Below are 25,653 nucleotides of genomic sequence, written 5' to 3' on the forward strand. Positions count from 1 at the left end.
TGCGAAGCAGTCGTGAAATCAGGCACCGCGCAGTTTCAGTAATACCGTGCATTCAGGATTTACGACTGCTTCGCAGCCGAACGCAGCCTCGCGCTGCTCGGCAGCTGCTACAAGAGTGCGGCGCGACGGGTTGTTTTTATCGCGCCCAGAAACTACTGCGCCTGATTCTGCGGAAACAGGTTGCGGCGGGTTTCTTCGTCGAACTCGGCCTTCAGCACCAGTTTCTCTTTCAAACCCTGTGCACGTTGGGCCGCCGGGCGGGCGCTGATTTCATCGAACAGACGCTTGACGTTCGGGTAGGCCGCCAAACCGTTCTCGCCGAGGATGTAATGCGCGTAGCTGGCCCAGCCCCACAGCGCCATGTCGGCGATGCTGTAGGTGTCGCCGGCCAGGTATTGATGATCGGCCAGACGCTGGTCGAGCACGCGGTAGTGGCGCTCGACTTCCTTGAGGTAACGGTTTTTCGCGTAGGGCAGGTCTTCCGGTGCGTGGTGCAGAAAATGCACGGCTTGACCCGAGAACGGCGACAGGCCAGTGGCGATGAACATAAGCCATGACAGCAGTTCGGCTTGCCCTGCGACGGAGGTCGGCAGGAAGCGCTGATGCGTTTGCGCCAGGTGCAGCAGGATGGCCTGGGAGTCGAACACGGTGGCATCGCCGTCGACCAGGGCCGGAACCTTGGCATTCGGGTTGATCGCCAAAAAGGCTGGCAAATGTTGCTCGCCCTTGAAGGTGTCAACGCCGATCAATTCGTAGGGCGTTTGCAGTTCTTCAAGCAGCAGGGCAACTTTCATCGGGTTGGGCGAAGGGTGGAAAAAGAATTTCATGGTGTAGGCCTCAGTCAGTGGGTTAGGAACTGAGGCTGATGGTGAGGCAAACCTATTCGATTGACGTACGAGCTTCTTGCTCTACTCGTTCGGAATAATCGAACGTGTTGCGGAGGCTCTTTCGCTTGCTCTCGACGTAGCAATCACCGCCCCGGCGATGATCAACACGGCCGGCACGATCAGGATCGGACCGGCATGGCTGCGTCCCACGGCGATTAGTAATAACGTGGAAATCAGCGGCGCCAGGTAGGAAAGCGCCCCCAGTGTCGCCAGGCTGCCGTGTTTGGTGGCGTGGTCCCAGGCAAGAAATGCCAGCCCGACCGGTCCGAGGCCGAGTACCACAATCGCAGCCCATTGGCCGGGATCAGGCTGCACCGTGGTTTCAAAGGCCAGGTGACATATCAGGCCGGACACGGCCGACATACCGCAAATCCCGCCAATAATGCTGCTGGGCACCTCGTTGAACCGCCGGTTGATCACCGAGTAACCGGCCCAGATCAACGCACAGCCAAAGGCTGCGAGATAACCGGCGATGGGCATCGATGCGCCAGCCTCCGGGCCGTGTTGTTGCATGATAAACGCCGTGCCGGCCAGTCCCAGCAGCGCGCCAAGCATTTGTCGTTTGTGCAGCTTTTCCCCGGCCGAAAGCGCCGAAAGAAGCACCAGCAACAGCGGCCACAGGTAGTTGATCAGGCTGGCTTCGGCTGCCGGGGCGACTTTAAGCGCGAAGAAATACAGCGCGTGATAAACGAAAATCCCTACGAACCCGGTCACCCAGACCGCCCAGGGTTGTCGCCAGCTACTGAAGCCGGCGAGCCCGCGCCGCCCCAGAATCACCAGGCTCGCTGCAAACGCGATGCCGAAGCTCAGGGTCAGCAGTTCAAAGGGCGGAATGCCTTCGGTGAGGGTGGTCAACAGCGCGAGGCAGGACCAGAGAACTATCGCGATCACGCCAGCGGCGGTGGCTGAATGGGGATTACGGACGAGCGACGTTGCGAGACTCATGTCTGTTCCTTCAGCACGTAGCGGGCGACATCCTGGCCCTCGGGATGTGAAGGAGCTTAGCGTTTGATCGCGGCTCGTCCAGCCTCGGTCGTCGGGTTGACCGGTCGCGCCAGCAAGCGCCGGGTGATGCCCAGCATTCCCACGGACACCGCAACCCCCAGTGCAAAAGCGTTCATGCCCATCTCGGGCAACGCCAGCGCCAACACCAGGCAAAACGCCGCGAACGAATACATGCCCGTCGCCGTCGCCCGCAGCAATGCGGCCGTAAACGCCGGGCCTCGGGTTTGCTGGGAAAACACCGCCATCACGCTGCCGAGCACCGGGAACACGGCGAGCAGACCGCTCCAGCCTTCGCCGACGGTGCTGGCGAGTAACGTGACCGCGAGGGTGAGCAGGGCGCCGGCAATCATGCGCAGCACGAGTTTGTCGGACTTCGGCGCCGGACCGGAGACGATGGGTTGCACGCTGGGAAACAGGTACGGCGCCGCCAACAGTGCGGTGGCGGCGGCGATCACCGAGAACACCAGCGAGGCTGGGATCAGCGACAGCACCACCGCCACGGCGGCCCAGACCAGCAGTGAAATCGTCAACGCCCATGGCCATCCCGCCCGTTGCGCGACCTGGGCGTAGGTCACGCAAAAGGCGATCATCGCGAACATCGCCGACAACGCCGCCGTCGCGGACTGCGCGGCGAACACTTCGCCTTGCTCGATGGCGAGGAAGAACAGAATTGGCCCGACCACCACCGGTAAGCCCGACAGCCAACCGGCCACGCTTGGGCCCCAGCGTTTGCCCGCAAGGGAAATCAACAAGAGGAAGCCTGGGATCACCAGCAGTTTGAGCATCAACACGCACGCGTCTCCGACCTGAGTGAGGCGGCAACGTTAGCACTGTGGACGTTGGATTGCTCTAGAAATGAAGGAGTTTTGTATACAAAGCTGGTAGCTCAAATAGTTGTACAAACAGATGCTTTGCGTATAAGTTTTTAGCAGATGCCCACGATGAAAAGAACGCGATGAACAGACTCCGATTTCGCCTGCACCACAGTGTGTTGTTGCTGGGATTGTTAGGCACCCAGGCCCTGGCCAATTGGCAGGAGGCAGTGCCCGGCGCGCAGATCATCGGCGCCGGCGAGTTTCGGGTGTTTGGGTTTGATGTCTACAACGCCCGGCTCTGGAGTGCGGCACGGCCATTGGCGCTGGACCAGCCGTTTGCCCTGGAACTGATCTATCAACGCAGCATTTCCCGCGATGATCTGGTGCAGGCCAGTGTCGATGAAATCAAGCGATTGTCCGGCGCCTCGGTCAGCACCGAGCAGCTCGAGCGCTGGAAGGTGCAGATGCAGCAGTCGTTCGTCGATGTAAAAGCCGGCACCCGCATTACTGGCATTTATTTGCCGGGACAGGGCGCGCGGTTCTTTGTCGGCCAGCAGCCGCAACACGACGTGAACGACCCGCAATTCGCTCGGGCCTTTTTCGCTATCTGGCTCGACCCACGTACGCGTAATCCCGAGTTGCGCCAGCAGTTGCTGGGCAGCGTCAATCCTTGAGGTGCATGACATGCTGAAGAAACTGCTGTTGGTGTTGTTCGTCTGCCTGGCCGGTTGCAGCGTTGATGTGCAGCGCTACAGCGAGCAAACCCCCAAGCTCGATCTGCCCGGGTTCTTCGTCGGGCGAGTGGATGGCTGGGGAATGTTCCAGAAACGCTCGGGCGAGGTGATCAAACGCTTTCATGTGCTGATCAACAGTCGAATGGACGGCCAGAACCTGATCATGCATGAAGCCTTTACCTACAGCGACGGCACGAAACAGACCCGTGTCTGGACGTTGTACCCTGACGGTCCGGGTCGTTGGCGCGGTACGGCTGGCGATGTGGTCGGGGAATCGCGCGGTGAGGTGGCCGGCAACGCTTTGCACTGGCGCTATGAACTCAGCCTGCCGGTAGACGACAAGGTCTATCAGGTGCATTTCGACGACTGGATGTACTTGCTGGACGAAAACACCATGGCCAATCGCTCCGCCATGACCAAATTCGGCGTTGAGTTAGGCCAGGTGACGTTGTTCTTCCGCCGACACGGCGCCTGATACCCGGGCATTTGCCCCTTGGGCGCACAGGCTGAAACGTCTAAGCTGCGCTTTTCCACTTGTCGACGGATGTTTGCGTGAAATTCAGTTTGCCCAAAGTCGGCACGGCGCCGTTCTGTCCTCCAGAAGTGGCCGGCAGCGTCGCCGTTGACCCGCGTGCGTCGTTCTTCAAGCGGGTCCTGCGCTTTGCCGGCCCTGGTTTGCTGGTGTCCATCGGCTACATGGACCCGGGCAACTGGGCGACCGCCATCGAGGCGGGTTCGCGGTTTGGTTACAGCCTGTTGTTCGTGGTGCTGCTGGCGAGTCTGGCGGGGATGGTGGTGCAGTGTTTGTGTTCGCGCCTGGGCATCGCCACGGGCCGTGATCTGGCGCAACTGTCCCGAGAGCGCTACAGCACCCGCACCGCGCGGACTCAGTGGGTGCTGGCGGAAATCTCGATCATCGCCACCGATCTGGCGGAAGTGCTCGGCTGTGCCCTGGCGTTTCACCTGCTGCTGGGCTGTTCGCTGACCGTCGGCATTGCGCTGACTGCGTTTGACACGCTATTGGTGCTGGCCCTGCAAAACCGCGGTTTCCGCCGACTGGAAGCAATCATGCTGGTGCTGGTGAGCACCATCGGCGTGTGTTTCTTCGTCGAGTTGCTGCTGATCAAACCGTACTGGCCGGACGTGGCCCGGGGCTTCACGCCGTCCCTGTCAGCCATCGGCGATGCCGCACCGCTGTACCTGGCCATCGGCATTCTCGGGGCCACGGTGATGCCGCATAACTTGTACCTGCACACCTCGATCGTGCAGACCCGAATGATCGGCAAGGACCTGGCCAGCAAGCAGGACGCGGTCAAACTGGCGCGCATCGATACCATTGGCTCCCTGGCGTTGGCGCTGCTGGTCAACGCGGCGATCCTGATCCTCGCCGCGGCGGCATTTCACAAGAGCGGGCATACCGATGTGGTGGACATCCAGGATGCCTATCACTTGCTCGATCCTCTGGTGGGCGGCGCCTTGGCCAGCGTGTTGTTCGGGGTGGCGTTGCTGGCGTCGGGGCAGAGTTCGACCTTCACCGGGACCATCGCCGGGCAGGTGATCATGGAGGGCTACCTGAACCTGCGGCTTCCTTGCTGGCAACGGCGGCTGATTACCCGGGGACTGGCGTTGATCCCGGCGTTTATCGGCGTCTGGCTGATGGGCGACAACGCGATTGGCAAGTTGCTGGTGTTGAGTCAGGTGGTGCTGAGTTTGCAGTTGCCGTTTGCGTTGTATCCGCTGATTCGCATGACCAACGATCACGCGTTGATGGGGGCGTTGGTGAATCGCTGGCCGACGCGGGTGTTGGCTTGGGGGTTGTTTGTGGTGATCAGCGGGGCGAATAGCTGGTTGATCTTCCAGTTCTTAGCATGATCGTTCCCACGCTCCGCGTGGGAATGCCTCAACGGACGCTCCGCGTTCGGCCTTGGTTGGGACGCAGAGCGTCCCGGGCTGCATTCCCACGCAGAGCGTGGGAACGATCAGACGCGGTCTACTCCTGAAATGCATCCACCACAAAATCAATAAACACCCGGGTCTTGGCCGGCATCAACGTCCGGCTCGGGTAGTACAACGAAATCGGCCCCGCGTCGGCGTGCCACTCGGGCAGGAGGCGCACCAGTTCTCCGCGCTGGATATTCGCCGCCACGTCCGGCAACACCAGCAGCGACACGCCCAGGCCGAGGATCGCCGCCTCGCGCATGGCGGCCGGGTCGTTGAGCACGATGTTCTCGGTCAAAATCGCCTGCGCCTCATTGCCCGCACCATCCTGCATGACCCACTGCCGGATCCGTCCGGTGCGGGTGCCACGCATCACGATGCCATTCAATCGGGCCAGGTCTGCGGGGCTGTCGGGCAGGCTGTGCTGCGCGAGGTAACCGGGTGAGGCCACCGCCACGACATGCGCCGCCGCCAAGGTTCGGGAGATGACCCCGGGCGTCAACTCGAAGCCGCCGCCGATGGCCGCGTCGTACCCCTCGGCAATCAGGTCCACCTGACGGTTTTCGAAATGCCATTCCGGTTTGATCAGTGGGTATCGCGTGAGAAATGCCGGCAGCAACGGCAGCACATGATCGATGCCAAACGTCGGCGCGAGGCTGACCTTGAGCACTCCGGCAGGCTCGCCCTGATCGCTGCTCATCGCGCTGATTGCCGATTGCAACGCCTGCAGGTTGCCGCCGATGCTCGACAGAAAACGCTCGCCGGCCTCGGTCAGCGACAGTTTGCGGGTCGAGCGCTGGAACAGCCGCACACCGATGTTTCGTTCGAGCATCGCCACGTTGCGGCTGACGGCGGCGGGTGTCAGCGCCAGCAAGCGGGCCGCGGCAGAAAAGCTGCCGGTCTCGGCGCTGCGGACGAACGATTCAAGGTTGGCGAGGGTTTCCATTTCTGACACCTGATAGCAATGCTTGAAGATGATTCAAGGCATTACCCTCTAATCAAGCCCTAATCGCAAGCGCAGTATTCACTTCAACCACAAACCCTCGGAGTGAACCATCATGCAAAAAATTGGAATCATCGGCGCCGGCGCCATCGGCTCAGCCTTTGCCCGGGCGCTTTCACGCAAAGGCATTGAAGTTGTGATCGCTAACAGTCGTGGCCCAGAAACGCTAGCCGCGCTGGTGGAAGAACTCGGGCCAACGGTACGCGCCGGCACCCGTGAAGAAGCCGCTGCACAAGCGATCGTGCTGGTGGCAGTCAACTGGTCTAAGCTGCCGGTCGCGTTGGCCGGCCTTCCGGATTTCGGCGGGCGGATCGTCATCGACGCCAACAATTCGATTGAGGCGCCGTTGTTCAAAGCGGTTGATCTGAATGGGCGGATGTCGAGCGAAGTGTTCGCCGAATGGGTGCCCGGCGCACGCGTGGTCAAGGCGTTCAATCATCTGGCCGCGCGTTTGCTGGAGAGCGATCCGGCGGCGGAGGGCGGTCAAAGGGTGCTGTTTGTGTCTGGCAACGATGCCGAGTCGAAAGCTCAAGTAATCGGGTTGACCGAGCGGTTGGGCTTCTTCGGGATTGATCTTGGGGAATTGAGTGTCGGCGCGCGACTGGCGCAGTTTCCGGGCGGACCATTGCCCACGCTAAACCTGGTGAAATTTGCCTGAAACCACGACCCGTAGCAGCTGCCGAGCAGCGCGAGGCTGCGTTCGGCTGCGCAGCAGTCGTGAAACCTGAGTACATGGTCTTTCTGATACACCGCATTGCCTGAGTTCACGACTGCTGCGCAGCCGAACGCAGGCTTCGCCAGCTGCTACACAGTATGCGGCGCGGCAAAGATGTGTGAACTGTAGGACCCGGTGCGACATGAGTCACACCGGGTGTTTTGCCAGACTGCGGCAGCTCTTCGTGGGTCCCCGCGCAGTCTGTTGAACGCTTTACGCCCGCTCGATGGCCAGCGCTACACCCTGACCGCCACCAATGCACAAGGTGGCGAGGCCTTTCTTGGCGTCACGTTTGATCATTTCGTGCAGCAAGGTCACCAGCACCCGGCAGCCCGACGCACCGATCGGATGGCCCAGGGCAATGGCGCCGCCGTTGACGTTGACCTTGTTCAAGTCCCATTCCAGGTCCTTGGCCACCGCCAGGGATTGCGCGGCGAAGGCTTCGTTGGCTTCGATCAGGTCCAGTTGGTCGATGGACCAGCCGGCCTTGCTCAGGCAACGGCGAGTCGCCGACACCGGACCGATGCCCATGATCGCCGGGTCGACGCCCGCGTTGGCGTAAGCGGCGATTTTCGCCAGCACGGGCAAACCCAGAGCCTTGGCTTTTTCAGCGCTCATCAGGATCACGGCGGCCGCACCGTCGTTCAGGGACGAGGCGTTGCCTGCAGTCACCGAGCCGTCCTTCTTGAAGGCCGGCTTCAGTTTGCCCAGCGCTTCGGCGGTGGTGCCGGCGCGCGGCTGCTCATCGGTGGCGAAGGACAGCGGATCGCCCTTGCGCTGAGGAATCAGGATCGGCGTGATCTCATCAACAAAACGCCCGGCTTCGATGGCGGCGGTGGCTTTCTGCTGCGAGGCTGCGGCGAAGGCGTCCTGTTGTTCGCGAGTCAGGCTGTACTTGTCGGCCAGGTTTTCGGCGGTGATGCCCATGTGGTAATCGTTGAACGCATCCCACAGGCCGTCGCTGATCATGGTGTCGACGATTTGCGCGTGACCCATGCGCAGACCGGTGCGAGCGCCGGGCATGACGTAGTTGGACAGGCTCATGTTTTCCTGGCCGCCGGCAATGATCACGTCGGCGTCGCCGCAGCGAATCGCCTGGGTGGCCAGGTGCAAGGCTTTCAAGCCCGAGCCGCAGACCTTGTTCAGGGTCATGGCCGGTACGGTGAAGGGCAGGCCGGCCTTGATGGCGGACTGGCGGGCAGGGTTTTGCCCGGCACCGGCGGTCAATACCTGGCCCATGATCACTTCATCGACTTCAGCAACGTCCAGGCCGGTTTGTGCCAGCAGTTGGCGGATCACCGCAGCGCCGAGGTCAACGGCGGAAACACCGGCCAGAGAACCCTGGAAACTGCCGATGGCCGTGCGGGTGGCGGCGACAATGACGACTTCTTGCATGGAATGATTCCTCACTGGGCAGCGAACTGCATTTCCGGAACGTGATCCGGCACGATCAGTTTACCGGCGGTCTTGGCGACAATCTCTTCGACGCTGACGCCCGGCGCACGCTCTTTGAGAATGAACGCGCCGTTTTCGATTTCAAGATAAGCCAGGTCGGTCAGCACACGCTTGATGCACCCGGCGCCGGTGAGCGGCAGGCTGCACTTGGACAGGAGTTTGGACTCACCGTCCTTGGACGCGTGGGTCATGATGACGATGATGTTGTCTGCGCCGGCCACCAGGTCCATCGCGCCGCCCATGCCCTTGACCAGCTTGCCCGGGATCATCCACGAGGCGATGTTGCCTTGCACATCGACTTCAAAGGCACCGAGCACGGTCAGGTCGACGTGACCACCGCGAATCATCGCGAAGGACTCGGCCGAGGAAAAGATCGACGCGCCGATGCGCGCGGTCACGGTTTGCTTGCCGGCGTTGATCATGTCGGCATCGATGGTTTCTTCAGTAGGAAAGGGACCCATGCCGAGCAAGCCGTTTTCCGACTGCAGCATGACTTCCATGCCTTCAGGGATGTAGTTGGCGACGAGGGTCGGAATGCCGATACCCAGGTTCACGTAAAAGCCGTCCTGCATTTCGCGGGCGACGCGTTGAGCCATTTGTTCGCGGGAAAGTGCCATTGTTATTTTTCCTTCAGGTCCGGGGGCTGGGGATCACTTACGCACGGTGCGCTGTTCGATGCGCTTCTCGAACGTGCCGCAAATGACCCGGTCGACGTAGATGCCAGGGGTGTGGATCTGCGACGGGTCCAGCTCGCCGGGTTCGACGATTTCTTCGACTTCGACCACGGTGATCTTGCCGGCAGTGGCGGCCAGCGGGTTGAAGTTCTGGGCAGTGTGGCGATAGATCACGTTGCCGAAATGGTCGGCTTTCCAGCCTTTGACGATGGCGAAGTCACCGGTGATGGATTCTTCCATCAGGTACTGGCGGCCATGGAATTCGCGCACTTCCTTGCCATCGGCAACGGGCGTGCCGACACCGGTGGCGGTGAAGAAAGCGGGGATGCCGGCACCGCCTGCGCGCATTTTTTCGGCGAGGGTGCCTTGAGGGGTCAGGACGACTTCGATTTCGCCTTTGAGCAGTTGGTCTTCGAACAGTTTGTTCTCGCCAACGTAGGAGGCCACGACTTTTTTGATCTGCCGGTCTTCCAGCAGTACACCGAGGCCGAAACCGTCGACGCCGCAGTTGTTGGAAACCACGGTGAGGTCACGGGTGCCTTTGCGCTTGATCTCGGCGATCAGGTTTTCCGGGATGCCGCACAGACCGAAGCCGCCAGCGATCACGGTCATGCCGTCTTCAAGACCTGCCAGAGCTTCCTCATAGGAACTCACGCGCTTGTCGAAACCTGCCATATGCACCTCTTTTATTCTTTGTGGGCGGCTGGCTAGCCGTATGGGGTAGGAGTGTCTCGCTGGAGGATTTATTTGTTAAGTTGATTTTTAAGGTTGATTGATAGATAAAACTCACCAATCAATCATCTGTACTACGTTGGAGCCAGCGGTCATGACAGTCAAGCAGATCCGCGCCTTCCTGGCCGTCGCCCAGAGCCTGAGTTTCGCCGTGGCGTGCGAGCGGTTGCACCTGTCGCAATCGGCCTTGAGCCTGACCATCAAGGCCTTGGAGGAGGGGCTGGGCGGCCGGCTGTTCACCCGCAACACGCGCAATGTGGCGCTCACGGCAGAAGGCGAATCCCTGGTACCCCTGGCGCGCCGGCTGATTGCCGACTGGGACAACGCCGAGGATGAACTGCGCCAGCGTTTCACCCTTCAACGCGGCCGCGTGACCCTGGCGGCGATGCCCTCATTTGCCGGCAATCTGCTGCCGCCGATTCTCAAGACCTTTCGCGCCCGTTATCCCAAGGTCAACGTCACGGTGAACGACGTGATCAACGAACAAGTGCTGGAAATGGTGCGCGACCGGCAGGTGGAACTGGGCGTGGCGTTTGAGCCGACCCAGAGTTCATCATTGCAATTCACGCCGTTGTATATGGACCGTTTTGTTGCCGTGGTGCCGGATGATTCTCCATTGGCCGCACTGCAAGACATCGATTGGCAAACCTTGCTCAAGGAACCGTTCATTACCTTGCAACGCCCCTCGACGGTGCGGGTGATGCTGGAAGAACACTTGCAGGCCCGGGGCATGAAGTTGCCGGTGGAGTTTGAAAGCCATCAGTTGGCGACGGTCGGGCGAATGGTCGCCAGTGGGTTGGGCGTCAGCGCCGTGCCGGCACTGTGTGCCGGGCAGATGCGCGAGCTGGGCGCGCGGTGCATTACCTTGCGTGACCCGGTGGTGGAGCGGGCGATTGGCGTGCTGACCAAGCCTGGGGTGGAACTGTCGGCAGCGGCGCAGGCGTTGTTCGATATCCTCAAGGCCGAAAACCTCGGCCAACGAGTTTCTATGCCCTGATCACAGTCACTGTGGGAGCGGGCTTGCTCGCGAAGGCGTCGTGTCAGTCGACATTAATGTTGTCTGACACATAGCTTTCGCGAGCAAGCCCGCTCCCACAGGGATTTGGTTTCGTCAGTTTTCAAGTGGTCAGGCGCTGGGCCAGCAAGGGCAACAGCTGTTCACACGACGCTTCGATCTTTAGGTCGAGAAAGTCATCCGCCCGTGTCTTCCCCAAATTAATTGCAATCAACGGCTTCCCCTGATCCGCCACCACCCGGCACAAACGAAATGCCGAATACGCCATCAACGACGACCCCACCACCAACAATCCCGCCGCCTGTTCCACCGCAGCCATCGCCTTGGCCGCCGTCACCTGCGCCACGTTCTCGCCAAAAAACACCACGTCCGGTTTCATCCGCTCACCCGCGCAATGCGGACAATGCGGCACCTGGAATCGCGCCTCAAACGCCGGATCCAGCAACGTGTCGCCATCCGGCGCCTGCACCGCATCGACCCCGGCCAGATAGGGATTCTGCGCTTCCATCAGTTGCTGGATCGAATCCCGCTCGCTGCGCTGTCCGCAGTCCAGGCAAAGCACCCGGTGCAGGCTGCCGTGGAGTTCGATCACGTCATGGCTGCCGGCCTGATCGTGCAGGGTGTCGACGTTCTGGGTGATCAGCCCGCTGATCTGCCGGCTGCTTTGCAAACGGGCCAGGGCTTCATGGGCCACGTTCGGCTGCGCCTGGCGCACCCGCGGCCAGCCGAGCATCGCCCGCGCCCAGTAGCGGCGGCGTGATTCCGGAGCCGAGAGAAATTCCTGATACATCATCGGTTGCCGGCCGCGCCGCACGCCCTGGTTGTCGCGGTAGTCCGGAATGCCCGACGGGGTGCTGATGCCGGCACCGGTCAGGACCATGAACGGCTGCTCGGCCATCAATCGCTGGAGTCGGTCGAGTTGTTCGTCGAGCATGTTCAACACTCCGGTGGACCTTGAGTGTCTGCAGGGTAGCACTTGCTAACCTGCCCAAACGCAATCCCCTCGATCCCCTCGATCCCCTGTAGCAGCTGTCGAGTGAAACGAGGCTGCGATCTTTTGATCTTGTTTTTAAAAACCAACGTCAAAAGATCGCAGCCTCGTTTCACTCGACAGCTGCTACAGGGGGCGTCAGTGAATATCCGTCAGCCGGTACTTATTTACGCGCCTCCAGAATCAGGTTGAACGGCGTTTCCGTGGCCCGCCGGAAACTCTTGAACCCCGCTTCGGTGAAGACCTTGCGCAACCGCGCCTCGCCCGCTTGGGCGCCGAGCCCGAGGCCGACTTCCTGGGACAACGAGTTTGGTGTGCAGATGAAGGTCGACGCGGCGTAGAACAGCCGGCCAACCGGGGTGACGTTGTCGTCGAGCGAGTCGTTGGCGAACGGCTCCACCAGCAGCACCGTGCCGTCCGGTTTCAGCGCTTCATAAGCGTGTTTTGCCGCGCCCACCGGGTCGCCCATGTCGTGCAGGCAGTCGAAATAGCAGACCAGGTCATAGTCGTCGCCGGGAAAGCTTTTTGCGGTGCCCTGGAAGAACCGGGCGCGCCCGGAAACGCCACCTTCTTCGGCGCGTTGGGTGGCGACGGTGATGGACGGTGCGTGGTAATCAAAACCGACGAACCGCGAGTCCGGGAACGCCTGGGCCATGATCACCGTTGACGCGCCATGGCCGCAGCCGATGTCCGCCACTTTGGCGCCGGACTGCAGTTTGGCGACCACGCCGTCGAGGGCAGGCAGCCATTCGGCGATCAGGTGCGCCTTGTACCCGGGCCGGAAGAATCGTTCTGTGCCGCTGAACATGCACGGATGGTGATCGCCCCAGGCCAGGGCGCCGTTGCCGCGCATGGCGTTGACCAGTTTGTCCTTGTCATGGAAAAACGACGCAACCACGCCGATACCACCGGCGATGTAAACCGGCGAGTCTTCAATCGCCAGCGCCAAGGCTTGCTCTTCGGGCAGGCGGAACTGGCCGCCCTCGTGCTCCATGTAACCGGAGGCGGCGTGGGCGCTGAGCCATTCGCGCAGCAGACGGGGATTGCAGCCGGTTTTGTCGGCGAGTGCTTCAGGGGTGATCGGCTGACTGTCGGCCATGGCCCGGTACAGGCCAAGCTCTTCGCCGAGGATGACGTTGGCGAGCATCGCCGCGCCGCCCATGTCGCTCACCAGTTTGCCCATGAAATCGTTGAGTCTGGCCTCGTCCATCACGTGTGCTCCTTCAGCAGGATCACGGTCCAGAGGCCTTGTTTTTCGAGGCGATCACCCCTGGGCGGTGGTCGTGGGAATGAACAGGACGCTCTGCACGTCCCGCGTGCAGTAAGTTTAGTCGGAGCCCCGTGCGCCGCGGCCTGGAGCGACGAAAGCCCATCTCCCAGACACCACTGATCCCCTGTGGGAGCTAGCCTGCTAGCGATGGAGGTCCAGACACCGCGTTCATTCAGACAACAGGCGTCATCGTTCACGCCCATCGCTAGCAGGCTAGCTCCCACAGGGTATTGGTGGTGTGTATCGCACTGTATCTAACCGGCATCCCGACACATTCCAGTTCATTCCCCGCCACCGCCGAACACAGCCCAGATACAAACCTGCGATGAACTGCATAGGCCGCTTGGCACCCTATACACCGTGAAGGGAACAATAATGACCACGCTCCTGCCTGAAACCGACCTGAAATCCACTCCCGTCAATAGCCTGCGCGTCGATCAGTACACCAACGGCCTCATCGGCCCCAGCCAGCCGATGCTCGGCCCGCTCGCCGACGGCGGCACCTTGATCACCGGCACACCGCCGGGCTGCTGGGGCCCGATGATCACGCCGGCCTTTGAGGGCGGCCACGAAGTGACGCAACCGGTGGCCATCGCCGGTGCAGAAGTCGGCGATGCGGTGGCGATCAAGATCAAACGCATGCGCGTCACTTCGCTGGCGACGTCGTCCGGGGTCATGAGTTTTGTTGAGGGGCGCTACAACGGCGACCCGTTCGTCGCCAAATTCTGCTCCAAGTGCGGCACCGATCACCCTGCCAGCCATGTCGAAGGCATTGGTGAAGAGTCTATTCGTTGTAATAACTGTGGTGCCGAGGTCAGCGCGTTTCGCTTCAGCCATGGCTACGTGATCGTGTTCGATGCGCAGAACCAGGTCAGCCTGACGGTCAATCAGGAGGTCGCCAACCCACTGGCCGGCAATGCCTCGGAAATGTCGGCGCTGCCCGAGTTCGCTGCCCAGCATTCGATCCTGTCCCTGGCCCGCGCCGATATCCCTGGCGTTGCTGCGCACATGCGGCCGTTCCTTGGCAACATCGGCACCACGCCGTCCCGTGACTTGCCCGATTCGCACAACTGCGCCGACTTCGGCCAATACCTGATCAACGCGCCGCACCGTTTCGGTATGACCCGCGAAGAACTGCACGCGGCCAAGACCGACGGCCACATGGATACCAACTCGATTCGCGAAGGCTGCGTCCTGATCTGCCCGGTGAAAGTGCCGGGGGCCGGTGTGTACATGGGCGACATGCACGCCCAGCAAGGCAATGGCGAGATCGCCGGGCACGCCACCGATTGCTCCGGGGAAACCGAAGTGGTGGTGCAGGTGGTGAAAAACCTGACACTGGAAGGGCCGATCCTCCTGCAAAACCTCGACGATCTGCCACCCATGGCGCGGCCGATGAACGCCGAACAGCGGCAGAAAGTCCGCGAACTGGGCGAGCGCTGGGGCCAGCACGACATCGAGCAGAGCGGTCCGATCACCTTTATCGGCAGCGGCGAGAACCTCAACGTCGCCGTAGAGAACGGCTTGAAACGCGCCGCTTCGGTCACTGGCCTGCCGTACGACGAAGTGCTCAACCGCGCGACCATCACCGGCTCGATCGACATCAGCCGCTTGCCGGGCACCGTCCGCGTGACCTTCCTGTGCCCGATGAACGTGCTTGATCGCATCGGCATCGGCCATCTGGTGCGCGAGAAATACGACCTGGCGTAACCCCTGCCGAAGGGTCTGTACCGAACTGTGTACAGACCCGCCGGCGATACAAGCGCTGCGATTTACCGCCGGACCGGAACACAACCCCGATACAGCGCTTGGGTTAACTGTGATTCCGTACTGGCAACCCTAGAGATCGACACCATGCAGACCCCCATCACCTCAGCCAAAGCGACCGTCGGGCTTGGCCTGCGTCGCGGTTTAATGAAAGACCTTCAGGCCGCCCGTACCGGTGATTTCGACTTTCTGGAAGTCGCGCCGGAAAACTGGATCGGCATCGGCGGCGCCCACGGTCATGCGTTGCGTGCCTTGGCCGAGCGTTTTCCGTTGTCCTGCCACGGCTTGTCCCTGTCGCTGGGTGGACCGGCGCCGCTGGACGTCGGGTTTCTGCAGGAAGTCCGGGTGTTCCTCGATCACTACAATGTGCCGCTGTACAGCGAGCACCTGAGTTATTGCAGCGATGACGGTCACCTTTACGACCTGTTGCCGCTGCCGTTTACCGAAGAAGCGGTGCATCACGTGGCCGCGCGAATCCGCCAGGCCCAGGACATTCTCGGTCGGCGCCTGGCAGTGGAAAACGTCTCCTACTATGCCGCGCCCCAGCAGGACATGGATGAAGTGACGTTCACCAACGCGGTGCTACGTGAAGCGGATTGCGACCTGTTGCTGGACGTCAACAATGTCTACGTCAACTCGATCAATCATGGTTTCGATCCGCAGACCTTTCTGGCGGGCATCGATGCGGGTCGGGTGGTGGCGATGCACGTGGCTGGGCACTTCGATGAGTCCGATACGTTGAAAATCGACACCCATGGCGCGTCGGTGAAACCGGTGGTGTGGTCGTTGCTGGCGCAGGCGTATGCACGTTTCGGCGCGCAACCGACGTTGCTGGAGCGGGATTTCAACTTCCCGGCGTTCTCTGAACTGGTGGCGGAATTGCAGACCATTCGCCGTTTGCAGGCTGAGGGGTGAACCGTGGATAAGCCAAGTCTGTTTCAACAGCAAACGGCAATGGGCCTTTACCTGCGCGATCCCGAGCACTGCGCGCCGCCCAGCGAAATGAACACTGCGCGAGCCCAGGTTTACCGCGACCTGATTTTCGCCAACCTGTCGGCGTTGCTCAGCGGGACGTTTCCGGTGCTGATCAAGATTCTCGGTGATGAGCAGTGGCGTTCGCTGGTGCGGATCTTCCTGCGGGACTACCGCGCGCATACACCGAAATTCGGCGAAATCGCCCAGGAGTTTGTCGAGTTCCTGGCCTCCGGGCCGCAAGCGTTGAGTGAGGGTGTGTGGCCGCCATTCATGGTCGAACTGGCGCATTACGAGTGGGTTGAAATGGCTTTGCAGCAATCCGAGGCTGAGCCGTTGCCGGTCAGCGATGCCGGGTTGTTGCTGGATCGACCGTTGCAGGTTTCGCCGTTGGCCTGGTCGTTGGCGTATGCGTGGCCGGTGCAGTTGGTGGGGCCGGATCATCTGCCGGACGTTGCACCGCCTCAACCCACGTTATTGTTGGTGCGTCGGGCCGAGGACTGGAGCGTGAAGTTTTCCGAGTTGAGCCCGTTGGCGTGGCGGTTGTTGCAGCGGATCGAGGAATTTCCCGAGCTGGACGGGCAGGCGCAGCTGGAAGCGTTGGCGGTGGAGGCGGGGGCCGCTGGATCGCCAGAGTTTTTGGCGAGTGGCACGGCGTTGTTGCGGCAGATGCATGGGGAAGGGGTGGTCGGCGTAACCGCCTGACCGAACACAATCCACCAAACACCACTTGACCCTGTAGGAGCGAGCCTGCTCGCGATGACTGAATCACATCCGACACTGATGTTGACTGACCCACCGCTATCGCGAGCAGGCTCACTCCTACAGGGTTAACCGGGGTTTATGGGGCGGAGAAGAAATACCGCGTCAGGTGAAAGAAGATCGGCGCCGCAAAGCAAATCGAATCCATTCGATCCAGCATGCCGCCATGACCTTTGATCATGGTCCCCCAATCCTTCGCGCTCAGGCTGCGTTTAATGGCGGACATCACCAGCCCACCCAGAAACCCCATCACCACGATCACCAGCGACATCAGCAGCGACTGCCAGAAACTGAACGGCGTCATCCAGAACATGCACCCGCCAATCAGCGTCGCGGACAGACCGCCACCGACCAAGCCTTCCACCGTTTTCGACGGACTTACCAGCGGCGCAACCTTGTGCTTGCCGAAGAGTTTGCCGAACACGTATTGCAACACGTCACTCAACTGCACGACGAACACCAGATAGAACAGCAGCAGCGCGTTCTGACCCTTGAAGCCTTCCAGGTCCAGCAACAGCAGCGCAGGCGCGTGGCTGATGCAATAAACGCAGATCATCACCCCCCACTGGATCTTGGCCGCCCGTTCCAGGAAGGCGTCGGTGTCCTGGCTCAGCACCGCAATCGCCGGCAACAGCAGGAAGGCGTACACCGGAATCAACAGCGTGAACAACGAATACCAGTGCGTGCCGATCAGCACGTATTGCAGCGGGATCAGAATGAAAAACGCCGAGAACAGCGCGTTGTGGTCGCCAAGCCGAGTCGGCGTCAGGGTGATGAACTCCCGGAGTGCGAACAATGAAATGAAACCAAACAGAATGACCGTCGCGTTCCCGCCCAGCAGGTAGGACACGAAGAAGATGATGACCATGCCCCACCAGGCATTCACCCGCTGATTGAGGTTTTCGATGGTCGAGATCGAGCCTTCTGTCGTAGCGCGTTTGGCCAGTATCCGGCCGATGATCGAAGCGATGGCCAACAGGCCGGCAATGGCGCCGAAGAACCACAAGAACTTTTCATCAAGATTCATTCCGACAACCTCACAATCGCTTCACGCGCCCGATCCAGAAACACCTGCTTTTCCTCGCCGCTGATCCGTTGCAGCGGGTCGCCGATACGGATCGTGCAGATGATGGGCAGCGGGACGTGTTTGCCTTTGGGCATGGAGCGATGCAGGTTTTCCAGGTAGATGGGCACCAGGTCCACCTCGGGAAATGTCTCGGCCAAGCGGAACAGGCCCGATTTGAAAGGGCCGGGCAACGCCTCGCTGCCGCGCGTGCCTTCCGGAAAGATGATGATCGAATGGCCGGCGCGCACCACGTCAAAAATCGGTTCCAGCACGTTGACGCCGGGCGCCGGGTTACGGTCGATCAGCACCGCATTCAGGCCTTTCTGCGAGATGTACGACAGAAACTTGTTTTTGCCCCAATAGTCGGCGGCGGCGACCGGTTTCACGTTCACTCGGGCTTCCGGCGGCAGGGCGGCGATGATTGCCAAGGTGTCCATGTGGCTGGAGTGATTGGCGAAATAGATACGCTGGCGTGTCAGGTCCGGTGGGCTTTCCCAGCGGGCGGTGACGCCGATGAGGAAGCGAAGAACCGAAATCAGCGCGTTACTGATCCACATGAGCATTCCCCTTGAGCTGGCGCGAGATGGCCAGGGTTCGCGTGACGCAGGTCGCGGCGGATCCGGCAGCGATGACGACCAGCGCGATCAACAGCACGTAGTGAGTGGCATAAACGCTGGCTTCGACGGCGTTCAACAGCAGTGCCACGGTCATCACGGCCATTCGATGCTGCTTGGCCATAGGGCCGATGAAGCTCTGCTTCAGGCCAATCGAGCCGCCAAACACCCTGACGTAAGCCGTCAGTGCCGCGGCCAACGCCGCAAACCAGCCGAGATCGGCGTAGCCGATGGCGTACCCCAGCGCGACGATCAGCAGGCTGTCGGCAATGCGGTCGGGGAATTCGTTGTAGAGGCTGCCGATGTCGGACTTCTTCCCGCCCTCGATCGCCACCATTCCGTCGAAGAGGTTGCACAGCAGGCGCAATTGAATGCCGACGGCGCAGAGGATCGAGCCGACAAGGCCGTTATCGATAATCAGCGCCACGGCCCCGGCGAGCGCGAAGGCGATGCTGGCGACGGAGATCTGATTGGGGGAGATGTCTCTTTTCACCAGGAGGTCGGTGATGTGTTTCGCCCAGCCCGCAGAGCGCGTCTTGATGGGCCGTCTGTTGTCATCCATTCGCCAATATCCATATAAGTGTCAGTTGCTATCGGGTGCGCCGCCGTCACGTGTGGCGCGACGGTGCCGACAATATAAAGGCTTTCCTTCGCCTTGGGTCTGTTTACTGACTGGCCAGTCGTACCGGCAGCTTCAACTCCGCACACAACCCGCCGCCCTCACGATTGCTCAACGTCAACGATCCCCCGAGCGCCAACGCCAATTGCTGTGCAATCGCCAGCCCCAGACCGGTGCCGCCGGTGCTGCGGTTGCGCGAATTCTCTACCCGATAAAACGGTTCCATCACGTGGGCCAGTTCCTCTTCGGCAATGCCTGGTCCGCGATCCATGACCTTCACCGAGAGGCTGCCTTTATTCGCTTCCACCTTCAGTTCAGCGGCCCCGGCGAACTTCAGTGCGTTATCCGTCAGGTTCACCAGAATCCGCCGCAAGGCATGCGGCCGGATATCGATCACCGCGCCACATTTGCCACTGAGCTGCACGTCTTTGCCCACGTCCTGATAGTCAAACACCAGGCTGTCGAGGAACGAATCCAGGTCGGTGCGGCGATTTTCTTCGGTGGCGCCGTGCACGCTGCGGGCATACGCCACGCCTTCGCGCACCAGATGCTCCATCTCGCCGAGGTCGTTCCACAGTTTGTCTTTTTCGTTGGAGTCGTCCATGAATTCGGCGCGCAGTTTCATGCGGGTGATCGGGGTTTGCAGGTCGTGGGAAATCGCTGCCAGCAGTTGCATGCGCTCCTTCAGGTACGCGGCGATGCGCGCCTGCATCGAATTGAAGGCGATGGCGGCATGGGCGACTTCGGTCGGGCCTTTTTCGTCCAGGTGCACCGCGTGGGTGTTGGGATCAAGGTTGTCCACTGCCTCGGCAAGGCGGGTGAGGGGGCGGATGGCGATTCTCACGGCTAGCCAGGTGCAGAGAATCATCAGCGCCAACTGACCCAGCAGGACGATGGGCAACCATGGCGACAACGGTATCATCGATGGCCTCACGTCGATGGTCACCGGGCTGCCGTCCGCGAGTTTCAGGTGGACTTGAAAGTGTTTCTGCTCGCCGGGAATATCAGTCACGGTCATCGGGTAATCCTTGCCGATGGCGTCTTTGATCGATGTCATCGCGATGGGCGTATCGCTCATGGCCACGCCCGGTGAACCTTCGTCCAGCAAATAACGATAGTTGCGGCGGTTCAGTTGTTGCAGCCAGCTCATGCGCTCTTCGGCCGGCAAGCGGTCGAGGATCGCGATGGAGGTCGAGACGTCGGTTTCCAGGTTGCCGAGCATGGTGTTTTTCGCGCTTTCGTAACGCTCGTAATACTGCGCGCCGAAGGACAGCGCCTGGGCCAGGATCAGGCCGATCAGAAAGATCAGCGATAACCGGGAGGCGAGGGTGCGCGGCCAACGCAGCGAAAGGTTCATGACGGCGCACCGAGCACGTCCACCGGCAGCGAAAACACGTAGCCCTCACTGCGCACGGTTTTGATGTAGGCCGGTTCGCGGGCATCGTCCAGCAAACGCTGGCGCAAGCGACTGACCAGCAAGTCGATGGAGCGGTCGAACAGATCGGCGTCGCGGCCTTGAGTCAGGTTGAGCAGCTGGTCGCGATTGAGCACCCGCTGCGGGTGATCGAGGAACACCCGCAACAATCGGTATTCCGCGCCGCTGAGCGCGACCATGGTGCCGTCTTCATCCAGCAGGTGACGGGCCGAAGTGTCCAGACGCCAGCGCCCGAACGCCAGCAGGCGGCCGCTTTCGGTGACCACCAGGTTCGGCGGCAGCATCCGCGTGCGGCGCAGCACGGCGTTGATTCGCGCCAGCAGTTCACGGGCGGCGAAGGGCTTGACCAGGTAATCGTCGGCGCCCATTTCCAGGCCGATGATGCGGTCGGTTTCGTCGTTGCGGGCGGTGAGCATCAGCACCGGGGTGGCCTTGTGTTTGCCGGCGCGCAACTCGCGGCAGAGCATCAGGCCGTCGTCGCCCGGCATCATGATGTCGAGCACGATCAGGTCCACCGGCGTGGAGTCAAGGAAGGTACGCATCTGACGCCCGTCGGCGACAACCGTGGTGCGCAGGCCGTTCTTCTTGAGGTAGTTGCCTACCAGTTCCCGGATCTCGCGGTCATCGTCCACGATGAGAATGTGATCGACGTGTTCCATGGGGCCAAGCCTCTATCAATGGGGGATGTTGCGCAGTCTATCGAGCCTTGGTCCGCTCGCCCGCCCCCCTTTGTATTGCAGTGTATCTGGCGTAGCGGCGGATACACGCAAACGTAAAAATGCGGTTTTCCAGCGGTTTTGTATCGCTCTGTATCAGGGGCCGGCTTTGATACGTACCGATTTACACGCGGCTGTTTTCGACACAGACGAGATACCTCGCGAGCTTCTAATGGCTTCCATCGAGGCAACCCACACCGCCTCTTCTCAATTGAACGATCTACCCATTGAAGCCTTGAGGAAATCACCATGAACACCAAAGCCATTTACGCCGCTTGCCTGTTTGCCGCCCTGAACATCTGCACCTTGTCGGCCCGCGCCGAAGCCGCCGATGTCAGCGCCAAGACCTACACCTACGGCAGCCATCTGGACATCAAGAAAGTAGTGTCGTTGAAAGAAGACGCCGCACCTGCCTGCGGGATTGTGAATGCCCAGCTGACCTACCTGGATTCCCGGCACAACACCCAGGTGCTGGATTACCGCAAGTTTGCTGACGGCTGCAGCGCGGACAACTGAGTCCTTCGCTGACCGATTGCCAACCCCCCTTTGAAACAGGAAGAACACCATGAACAACGTCACTCGCTTCTTGACCGCTGTTGCCTTCTCCGTCGCCGGCGCGGCTGCCCATGCCAATGCCGCTGTTGAACAGAAAAGCTGTGGCAGCGCGACCTGCTTCCAACTCACGCCGGTGGCGGAGCAGAGCGGTCACGCCTTCCTGGCACAGGACGGTGCAAGCCGTACGCCGCAGGGCCAGCAACTGGATAACCAGACGGCCTGAAACCCGAAAACTGTTTCGTGAACACCAAAATTCCAATGTGGGAGTGAGCCTGCTCGCGATGGCGGTGTGTCAGATAACACAGATGTCGACTGACACTCCGCTATCGCGAGCGGGCTCACTCCTACAGGGGATCGGTGGTGTGTCGCCCCTCTCTATTTCAAAGGTGATTACCATGTTTCTCATCGCTTTCCTGGGCGGCATATTGACCGTCCTCAGCCCTTGCATCCTCCCGGTCGTGCCGTTCCTGTTCGCCGGGGTCAAACGCACGCGTTCCTCCATCCTGCTCACCCTCGGTGGCATGGTCCTGACCTTCGCCCTGATCTCCAGCCTGGCCGTGGTCAGCAGTGAATGGGTGGTGCAAGCCAATAACACCGGTCGCCACGTCGCGCTCTTCGTGATGGGATTGTTTGCTCTGTCGCTGATTTCCGCCCGTGTCGGTGACTGGATGGCCCGTCCGTTCGTGGCGCTGGGCAATCGCCTTGACCCCGACACCCGCAAAATGTCCGGCCCGCTGGGTTCGGTCATGATCGGCGTGGCCACCGGTCTGCTCTGGGCACCGTGTGCCGGGCCGATCCTCGGGGTGATTCTCACCGGTGCCATGCTGCAAGGCGCCAACGCACAGACCAGCCTGTTGCTGCTGGCGTACGGCCTGGGCAGCGCGTTGTCCCTGGGTACTTTGATCTTTTTCGGTCGCGGCCTGGTCAATCGCTTGAAAGTGTCGATCCCGGTCACCGGCTGGCTGCGTCGTGGTGCCGGTGTTGCGGTGCTGGCCACCGTCGCGGTGATTTCCACCGGTGCCGACCGGACATTGCTGGCCAGCACCTCGTCCGAAGGCGTCAGCAGCCTCGAAAAAGGCGTGATCGAAACCGTGCCGAAAGTCGTTGATTACTTCGTCAGCAAGGTCAAGGCCGACTCCCTGGGCAACGCCCAAGGTGCCATGCCGTCGCTGTCCGGTGCTGTGCAATGGCTGAACTCGCCAGCGCTGAGCAACGACTCGCTCAAAGGCAAAGTGGTGCTGGTGGATTTCTGGACCTATGACTGCATCAACTGCCAGCACACCTTGCCGTACGTGAAGGACTGGGCGAAGAAATACGAGAAGGATGGGCTAGTGGTTGTCGGCGTCCACACCCCTGAATACGGTTACGAGCGCATCATCGACAACGTCAAGGATCAGGTCAAAGAGCTCGGCATTACCTACCCGGTGGCCATCGACAACAACTACGCGATCTGGCGCGCCTTCGACAACCAGTACTGGCCCGCTCACTACCTGATCGACGCCAAGGGCCAGGTGCGTTACACCCACTTCGGTGAAGGCGCCTACGAAACCCAGGAGAAAATGATTCAGCAACTGCTGGAAGAGGCCAAGGCACCTTCCGCGTAACCCGCGACATCAATGGCTCACAGGCTGCGCGCCGTGGGCCATTGGTCTTTTCTCCTGATTGCGCCGCCACGCCGCTGGCGGCGCACCGTACTCTCGTCGAAAGGCCCGGCTGAACGCCGTGTCGGTCTGGTAACCCACCTCTTCGGCAATCCGCATCAACGAACTGTTACTGCTGCGTAACAGATTGGCCGCCAGCAACATCCGCCATTGCGTCAAATATTGCATCGGCGAACTCCCCACCAATTGCGCAAAGCGTTCCGCCAGCACCGACCTTGACGTCCCGGCCGTCCGCGCCAGTTCATCCAGCGTCCAGGCGTGACAGGGTTTTTTGTGCAACGCATTCAGGGCCGCGCCGACGATCCGGTCGCCCACACCCGCCAGCCAACCGGTCCGACCTTCACCGTGCTCGTTCATGTACAGACGCAGCACTTCGATGAACAACACCTCGGCCAGTTTCGCCAGCACACCTTCGCCGCCAGGCCTGGGCGAGCGTGCTTCCGCCAGCGCATAACGGACGGAAGATTCCAGCCAGATGCCGGCATTCGAGCCACGCACATTGACCCGGACCACAGCCGGCAACCCGGTCAGCAACATGCCCGCCAACCGCGTATCGCAGGCCAGATAACCGCACACCAGACGCGTGACCGCGCCACCACCGCCATAACTCAGCTGCCGGGGACGGCGCGCCAGCACCACGTCCAGTCGCTTGCCGGTGACCGGCGTCAGCCCCGGTTGCGAGCTCATGCGATGGGCGTCGCCCTGAGGGAACACCACCACATCGCCAGCCGTCAGCCGTAGCGGCGGATCGTTGCCCATCTCGACATAGCATTCGCCTTCGGTGATCAAGTGGAAGATCACCACCTGCTCGGCACCGGGCTCCAGAAACGGGGCAGCGGTGTCGGCACTGGGCGACTGGTAACACCAGGGCGCAGTAAACCTGGCATTGATGAAAATCGCACCGACCAGGCGGACGACGCGCAGGGTTTGGGACAGGGCGTCCATGGTGGTTTCCCGTGCGGAGGGCTTTCTGATTGTGAGCGCGTCTGCACTAAACGTGAATTCTCCGGACGATCGGGCAGTGTTGCCCGACGATCGGGCAGGACGCAGGCGAGCAGCGGAGCGATAGTTTGCCTACAGGGCCACTGCCGACCCTGTCATCAATAACAAGAATGAGAGGTTGCCATGCCGAAGTTCGTCATAGAACGCGAGATTCCAGGTGCTGGAACACTGTCAGAAAGGGATTTGAAAGCGGCGTCGCAAAAGTCCTGCCGGGCGTTGCGCGATTTGCCGGAGGTGCAGTGGCTTCAGAGTTATGTCACGGGCGACAAATTGTACTGCGTGTACATCTCGCCCAGCGAAGCGCTGATCCAGGAGCACGCCAGGCAGAGCGGTTTCCCGGCCAACCGCATCTCCCAGGTCACCAGCATCATCGATCCCACCACGGCGGAATAAGCCGGACAGCGTTCCAATCCTTACGGAGCAGAATTAATGAGTACCCCCCTTGATCTCACTGCCCTGAAAAACCGCCAGATGGCCTCCTGGGCCAGCGGCGATTACGCCGTCATCGGCACCACCCTGCAGATCGTCGGCGAGCAACTGGCCGAAGCCTGTGACTTGCTCTGCGACGAGCGGGTGCTGGACGTGGCCGCCGGCAACGGCAATGCGACGCTCGCCGCCGCACGCCGTGGCTGCAACGTCACTTCCACCGATTACGTTGCCGCGCTGCTGGAGCGCGGCGAAGACCGGGCCCGGGCAGAACGCCTCGAAGTGACCTTCCAGGTCGCCGATGCCGAAGCGCTGCCGTTCGAGGACGCCAGCTTCGATGCCGTGCTCTCGACGTTCGGTGTGATGTTCACGCCGGACCAGGCCAAAGCGGCTTCGGAACTGGCGCGCGTCTGTCGCCCTGGCGGCCGCATCGGTTTGGCCAACTGGACGCCTGAAGGTTTTGTCGGCCAGATGTTCAAGACACTGGGCCGCCACCTGCCGCCACCGGCAGGCGCGCAACCGCCCTCAAACTGGGGAACCGAAGCCTGGTTGCACACGCACTTCGATGAGCGCGACTTCCAGGTCCAGGTGGCGCGCCGCAGTTTCAACTTCCGCTACCGCTCGGCGGCGCACTTCATCGACACTTTTCGCACCTGGTACGGCCCGGTCCACAAGGCCTTCGCGGCGTTGCCTCCTGAGAGTGGCCAGGCCTTGGAAAGCGACCTGAGCGGACTGATCAACAAGATGAACCGGGCGGGAGAGAAATCGCTGGTGGTGCCGAGTGAATACCTCGAAGTGGTGATCACCCGGCGTTGACCCGGCAG

The 25,653-nt window shown here is 61.1% G+C and carries 28 protein-coding genes; 13 read left to right on the forward strand and 15 right to left on the reverse strand.

What is annotated here, in order from left to right; all coding sequences use genetic code 11:
• Positions 1-152: 152 nt before the first annotated feature.
• The 3 genes from ACA072_RS11345 to ACA072_RS11355 form a co-directional block, all read right to left on the reverse strand.
• On the reverse strand, positions 153-827 hold the full coding sequence (locus tag ACA072_RS11345; protein ID WP_497624372.1) for a glutathione S-transferase family protein: 675 nt from the start codon (positions 825-827) through the stop codon (positions 153-155).
• A gap of 81 nt (positions 828-908) precedes the next feature.
• Positions 909-1,832, reverse strand: coding sequence for an aromatic amino acid exporter YddG (gene yddG / locus ACA072_RS11350; protein WP_497624373.1), 924 nt, complete (start codon positions 1,830-1,832; stop codon positions 909-911).
• Positions 1,833-1,888: 56 nt separating this feature from the next.
• Positions 1,889-2,683: a hypothetical protein gene (locus ACA072_RS11355; RefSeq protein ID WP_497624374.1), complete on the reverse strand. Its 795-nt coding sequence runs from the start codon at positions 2,681-2,683 to the stop codon at positions 1,889-1,891.
• Between the two features lie 164 nt (positions 2,684-2,847).
• On the opposite strand from ACA072_RS11355, the gene ACA072_RS11360 reads away from it, so the two are divergent.
• The 3 genes from ACA072_RS11360 (at position 2,848) to ACA072_RS11370 (ending at position 5,313) form a co-directional block, all read left to right on the forward strand.
• Positions 2,848-3,381: a chalcone isomerase family protein gene (locus ACA072_RS11360; RefSeq protein ID WP_497624375.1), complete on the forward strand. Its 534-nt coding sequence runs from the start codon at positions 2,848-2,850 to the stop codon at positions 3,379-3,381.
• 10 nt (positions 3,382-3,391) lie between these two features.
• Positions 3,392-3,916 (forward strand): DUF3833 domain-containing protein, encoded by a 525-nt coding sequence (locus ACA072_RS11365; RefSeq protein WP_462026706.1) that lies wholly within the window; start codon positions 3,392-3,394, stop codon positions 3,914-3,916.
• Between the two features lie 77 nt (positions 3,917-3,993).
• Positions 3,994-5,313: an Nramp family divalent metal transporter gene (locus tag ACA072_RS11370; RefSeq protein WP_497624376.1), complete on the forward strand. Its 1,320-nt coding sequence runs from the start codon at positions 3,994-3,996 to the stop codon at positions 5,311-5,313.
• Between the two features lie 118 nt (positions 5,314-5,431).
• Here ACA072_RS11370 and ACA072_RS11375 read toward each other — a convergent pair whose 3' ends face one another.
• The gene (locus tag ACA072_RS11375; protein ID WP_497624377.1) at positions 5,432-6,325 is read right to left on the reverse strand and encodes a LysR family transcriptional regulator; all 894 of its coding nucleotides are present in this window, start codon (positions 6,323-6,325) and stop codon (positions 5,432-5,434) included.
• Positions 6,326-6,437: 112 nt separating this feature from the next.
• On the opposite strand from ACA072_RS11375, the gene ACA072_RS11380 reads away from it, so the two are divergent.
• Positions 6,438-7,040, forward strand: a complete 603-nt coding sequence (locus tag ACA072_RS11380) for an NADPH-dependent F420 reductase (RefSeq protein WP_497624378.1) — start codon at positions 6,438-6,440, stop codon at positions 7,038-7,040.
• A 270-nt stretch (positions 7,041-7,310) separates the two neighbouring features.
• On the opposite strand, the gene ACA072_RS11385 is transcribed toward ACA072_RS11380, so the two are convergent.
• The 3 genes from ACA072_RS11385 to ACA072_RS11395 are packed head-to-tail and all read right to left on the reverse strand — an operon-like array spanning position 7,311 to position 9,901.
• Positions 7,311-8,492 (reverse strand): acetyl-CoA C-acetyltransferase, encoded by a 1,182-nt coding sequence (locus tag ACA072_RS11385; RefSeq protein WP_497624379.1) that lies wholly within the window; start codon positions 8,490-8,492, stop codon positions 7,311-7,313.
• An 11-nt stretch (positions 8,493-8,503) separates the two neighbouring features.
• The gene (locus tag ACA072_RS11390) at positions 8,504-9,169 is read right to left on the reverse strand and encodes a CoA transferase subunit B (RefSeq protein WP_010455523.1); all 666 of its coding nucleotides are present in this window, start codon (positions 9,167-9,169) and stop codon (positions 8,504-8,506) included.
• 33 nt (positions 9,170-9,202) lie between these two features.
• The gene (locus tag ACA072_RS11395; protein WP_131063187.1) at positions 9,203-9,901 is read right to left on the reverse strand and encodes a CoA transferase subunit A; all 699 of its coding nucleotides are present in this window, start codon (positions 9,899-9,901) and stop codon (positions 9,203-9,205) included.
• 151 nt (positions 9,902-10,052) lie between these two features.
• Between ACA072_RS11395 and ACA072_RS11400 the strand changes: the two genes are divergently transcribed.
• Complete coding sequence (locus ACA072_RS11400) at positions 10,053-10,955, forward strand: LysR family transcriptional regulator (RefSeq protein ID WP_497624380.1); 903 nt, start codon at positions 10,053-10,055, stop codon at positions 10,953-10,955.
• A 121-nt stretch (positions 10,956-11,076) separates the two neighbouring features.
• Here the strand turns inward: ACA072_RS11400 and ACA072_RS11405 are convergent, their stop codons facing one another.
• Together ACA072_RS11405 and ACA072_RS11410 are read right to left on the reverse strand one after the other, a co-directional pair.
• Entirely contained in the window at positions 11,077-11,907 is an 831-nt protein-coding gene (locus ACA072_RS11405) for an NAD-dependent protein deacetylase (RefSeq protein ID WP_497624381.1), read from the reverse strand.
• A 220-nt stretch (positions 11,908-12,127) separates the two neighbouring features.
• Positions 12,128-13,174, reverse strand: a complete 1,047-nt coding sequence (locus tag ACA072_RS11410) for a class I SAM-dependent methyltransferase (RefSeq protein WP_497624382.1) — start codon at positions 13,172-13,174, stop codon at positions 12,128-12,130.
• Between the two features lie 435 nt (positions 13,175-13,609).
• Between ACA072_RS11410 and ACA072_RS11415 the strand changes: the two genes are divergently transcribed.
• The 3 genes from ACA072_RS11415 to ACA072_RS11425 all read left to right on the forward strand — a co-directional run bounded on the left by ACA072_RS11415 (position 13,610) and on the right by ACA072_RS11425 (position 16,678).
• On the forward strand, positions 13,610-14,944 hold the full coding sequence (locus ACA072_RS11415; protein ID WP_497624383.1) for an acetamidase/formamidase family protein: 1,335 nt from the start codon (positions 13,610-13,612) through the stop codon (positions 14,942-14,944).
• A gap of 144 nt (positions 14,945-15,088) precedes the next feature.
• A complete protein-coding gene (locus ACA072_RS11420) occupies positions 15,089-15,916 on the forward strand; it encodes an HvfB family MNIO-type RiPP peptide maturase (protein ID WP_497624384.1) in 828 nt (275 codons plus the stop codon).
• 3 nt (positions 15,917-15,919) lie between these two features.
• Complete coding sequence (locus ACA072_RS11425) at positions 15,920-16,678, forward strand: HvfC family RiPP maturation protein (RefSeq protein ID WP_497624385.1); 759 nt, start codon at positions 15,920-15,922, stop codon at positions 16,676-16,678.
• 136 nt (positions 16,679-16,814) lie between these two features.
• Here the strand turns inward: ACA072_RS11425 and ACA072_RS11430 are convergent, their stop codons facing one another.
• The 5 genes from ACA072_RS11430 to ACA072_RS11450 form a co-directional block, all read right to left on the reverse strand.
• The gene (locus tag ACA072_RS11430; RefSeq protein WP_497624386.1) at positions 16,815-17,762 is read right to left on the reverse strand and encodes a phosphatidate cytidylyltransferase; all 948 of its coding nucleotides are present in this window, start codon (positions 17,760-17,762) and stop codon (positions 16,815-16,817) included.
• The gene (locus ACA072_RS11435; protein ID WP_497624387.1) at positions 17,759-18,358 is read right to left on the reverse strand and encodes a lysophospholipid acyltransferase family protein; all 600 of its coding nucleotides are present in this window, start codon (positions 18,356-18,358) and stop codon (positions 17,759-17,761) included. Before ACA072_RS11435 ends, ACA072_RS11430 begins: the two co-directional genes overlap by 4 nt.
• Positions 18,345-18,977 (reverse strand): CDP-alcohol phosphatidyltransferase family protein, encoded by a 633-nt coding sequence (locus tag ACA072_RS11440; protein WP_497624388.1) that lies wholly within the window; start codon positions 18,975-18,977, stop codon positions 18,345-18,347. Before ACA072_RS11440 ends, ACA072_RS11435 begins: the two co-directional genes overlap by 14 nt.
• A gap of 103 nt (positions 18,978-19,080) precedes the next feature.
• Entirely contained in the window at positions 19,081-20,391 is a 1,311-nt protein-coding gene (locus tag ACA072_RS11445) for an ATP-binding protein (RefSeq protein ID WP_497624389.1), read from the reverse strand.
• Positions 20,388-21,128, reverse strand: a complete 741-nt coding sequence (locus tag ACA072_RS11450; protein WP_497624390.1) for a response regulator — start codon at positions 21,126-21,128, stop codon at positions 20,388-20,390. The genes ACA072_RS11445 and ACA072_RS11450 overlap by 4 nt, the downstream gene beginning before the upstream one ends.
• 306 nt (positions 21,129-21,434) lie before the next feature.
• On the opposite strand from ACA072_RS11450, the gene ACA072_RS11455 reads away from it, so the two are divergent.
• From ACA072_RS11455 to ACA072_RS11465, 3 genes are all read left to right on the forward strand, one after another.
• On the forward strand, positions 21,435-21,701 hold the full coding sequence (locus tag ACA072_RS11455) for a DUF2790 domain-containing protein (protein WP_497624391.1): 267 nt from the start codon (positions 21,435-21,437) through the stop codon (positions 21,699-21,701).
• Between the two features lie 49 nt (positions 21,702-21,750).
• Entirely contained in the window at positions 21,751-21,963 is a 213-nt protein-coding gene (locus ACA072_RS11460) for a hypothetical protein (RefSeq protein ID WP_497624392.1), read from the forward strand.
• 172 nt (positions 21,964-22,135) lie between these two features.
• Positions 22,136-23,344, forward strand: a complete 1,209-nt coding sequence (locus ACA072_RS11465; protein WP_497624393.1) for a cytochrome c biogenesis protein DipZ — start codon at positions 22,136-22,138, stop codon at positions 23,342-23,344.
• Between the two features lie 9 nt (positions 23,345-23,353).
• Here the strand turns inward: ACA072_RS11465 and ACA072_RS11470 are convergent, their stop codons facing one another.
• On the reverse strand, positions 23,354-24,346 hold the full coding sequence (locus ACA072_RS11470) for an AraC family transcriptional regulator (RefSeq protein WP_497624394.1): 993 nt from the start codon (positions 24,344-24,346) through the stop codon (positions 23,354-23,356).
• 180 nt (positions 24,347-24,526) lie between these two features.
• Here ACA072_RS11470 and ACA072_RS11475 point away from each other — a divergent pair, with 180 nt between their 5' ends.
• Both ACA072_RS11475 and ACA072_RS11480 read left to right on the forward strand, forming a co-directional pair.
• Entirely contained in the window at positions 24,527-24,796 is a 270-nt protein-coding gene (locus tag ACA072_RS11475; protein WP_403101622.1) for a DUF4242 domain-containing protein, read from the forward strand.
• A gap of 36 nt (positions 24,797-24,832) precedes the next feature.
• Positions 24,833-25,645: a class I SAM-dependent methyltransferase gene (locus ACA072_RS11480; RefSeq protein WP_497624395.1), complete on the forward strand. Its 813-nt coding sequence runs from the start codon at positions 24,833-24,835 to the stop codon at positions 25,643-25,645.
• The last annotated feature ends 8 nt before the right edge of the window (positions 25,646-25,653 follow it).

The sequence above is a fragment of the Pseudomonas sp. LBUM1656 genome, assembly GCF_059716065.1.

Excerpts from the sequence above, each read along its gene's own strand:
- ACA072_RS11450 (WP_497624390.1), bottom strand. The coding sequence starts at position 21,128 with ATGGAACACGTCGATCACATTCTCATCGTGGACGATGACCGCGAGATC.
- ACA072_RS11395 (WP_131063187.1), bottom strand. The coding sequence starts at position 9,901 with ATGGCAGGTTTCGACAAGCGCGTGAGTTCCTATGAGGAAGCTCTGGCA.
- ACA072_RS11430 (WP_497624386.1), bottom strand. The coding sequence starts at position 17,762 with ATGAATCTTGATGAAAAGTTCTTGTGGTTCTTCGGCGCCATTGCCGGC.
- ACA072_RS11360 (WP_497624375.1), top strand. The coding sequence starts at position 2,848 with ATGAACAGACTCCGATTTCGCCTGCACCACAGTGTGTTGTTGCTGGGA.
- ACA072_RS11440 (WP_497624388.1), bottom strand. The coding sequence starts at position 18,977 with ATGGATGACAACAGACGGCCCATCAAGACGCGCTCTGCGGGCTGGGCG.
- ACA072_RS11475 (WP_403101622.1), top strand. The coding sequence starts at position 24,527 with ATGCCGAAGTTCGTCATAGAACGCGAGATTCCAGGTGCTGGAACACTG.
- ACA072_RS11380 (WP_497624378.1), top strand. The coding sequence starts at position 6,438 with ATGCAAAAAATTGGAATCATCGGCGCCGGCGCCATCGGCTCAGCCTTT.
- ACA072_RS11460 (WP_497624392.1), top strand. The coding sequence starts at position 21,751 with ATGAACAACGTCACTCGCTTCTTGACCGCTGTTGCCTTCTCCGTCGCC.
- yddG (WP_497624373.1), bottom strand. The coding sequence starts at position 1,832 with ATGAGTCTCGCAACGTCGCTCGTCCGTAATCCCCATTCAGCCACCGCC.
- ACA072_RS11385 (WP_497624379.1), bottom strand. The coding sequence starts at position 8,492 with ATGCAAGAAGTCGTCATTGTCGCCGCCACCCGCACGGCCATCGGCAGT.
- ACA072_RS11415 (WP_497624383.1), top strand. The coding sequence starts at position 13,610 with ATGACCACGCTCCTGCCTGAAACCGACCTGAAATCCACTCCCGTCAAT.
- ACA072_RS11455 (WP_497624391.1), top strand. The coding sequence starts at position 21,435 with ATGAACACCAAAGCCATTTACGCCGCTTGCCTGTTTGCCGCCCTGAAC.
- ACA072_RS11480 (WP_497624395.1), top strand. The coding sequence starts at position 24,833 with ATGAGTACCCCCCTTGATCTCACTGCCCTGAAAAACCGCCAGATGGCC.
- ACA072_RS11405 (WP_497624381.1), bottom strand. The coding sequence starts at position 11,907 with ATGCTCGACGAACAACTCGACCGACTCCAGCGATTGATGGCCGAGCAG.
- ACA072_RS11375 (WP_497624377.1), bottom strand. The coding sequence starts at position 6,325 with ATGGAAACCCTCGCCAACCTTGAATCGTTCGTCCGCAGCGCCGAGACC.
- ACA072_RS11345 (WP_497624372.1), bottom strand. The coding sequence starts at position 827 with ATGAAATTCTTTTTCCACCCTTCGCCCAACCCGATGAAAGTTGCCCTG.
- ACA072_RS11465 (WP_497624393.1), top strand. The coding sequence starts at position 22,136 with ATGTTTCTCATCGCTTTCCTGGGCGGCATATTGACCGTCCTCAGCCCT.
- ACA072_RS11445 (WP_497624389.1), bottom strand. The coding sequence starts at position 20,391 with ATGAACCTTTCGCTGCGTTGGCCGCGCACCCTCGCCTCCCGGTTATCG.
- ACA072_RS11410 (WP_497624382.1), bottom strand. The coding sequence starts at position 13,174 with ATGGACGAGGCCAGACTCAACGATTTCATGGGCAAACTGGTGAGCGAC.
- ACA072_RS11435 (WP_497624387.1), bottom strand. The coding sequence starts at position 18,358 with ATGTGGATCAGTAACGCGCTGATTTCGGTTCTTCGCTTCCTCATCGGC.
- ACA072_RS11470 (WP_497624394.1), bottom strand. The coding sequence starts at position 24,346 with ATGGACGCCCTGTCCCAAACCCTGCGCGTCGTCCGCCTGGTCGGTGCG.
- ACA072_RS11400 (WP_497624380.1), top strand. The coding sequence starts at position 10,053 with ATGACAGTCAAGCAGATCCGCGCCTTCCTGGCCGTCGCCCAGAGCCTG.
- ACA072_RS11420 (WP_497624384.1), top strand. The coding sequence starts at position 15,089 with ATGCAGACCCCCATCACCTCAGCCAAAGCGACCGTCGGGCTTGGCCTG.
- ACA072_RS11390 (WP_010455523.1), bottom strand. The coding sequence starts at position 9,169 with ATGGCACTTTCCCGCGAACAAATGGCTCAACGCGTCGCCCGCGAAATG.
- ACA072_RS11365 (WP_462026706.1), top strand. The coding sequence starts at position 3,392 with ATGCTGAAGAAACTGCTGTTGGTGTTGTTCGTCTGCCTGGCCGGTTGC.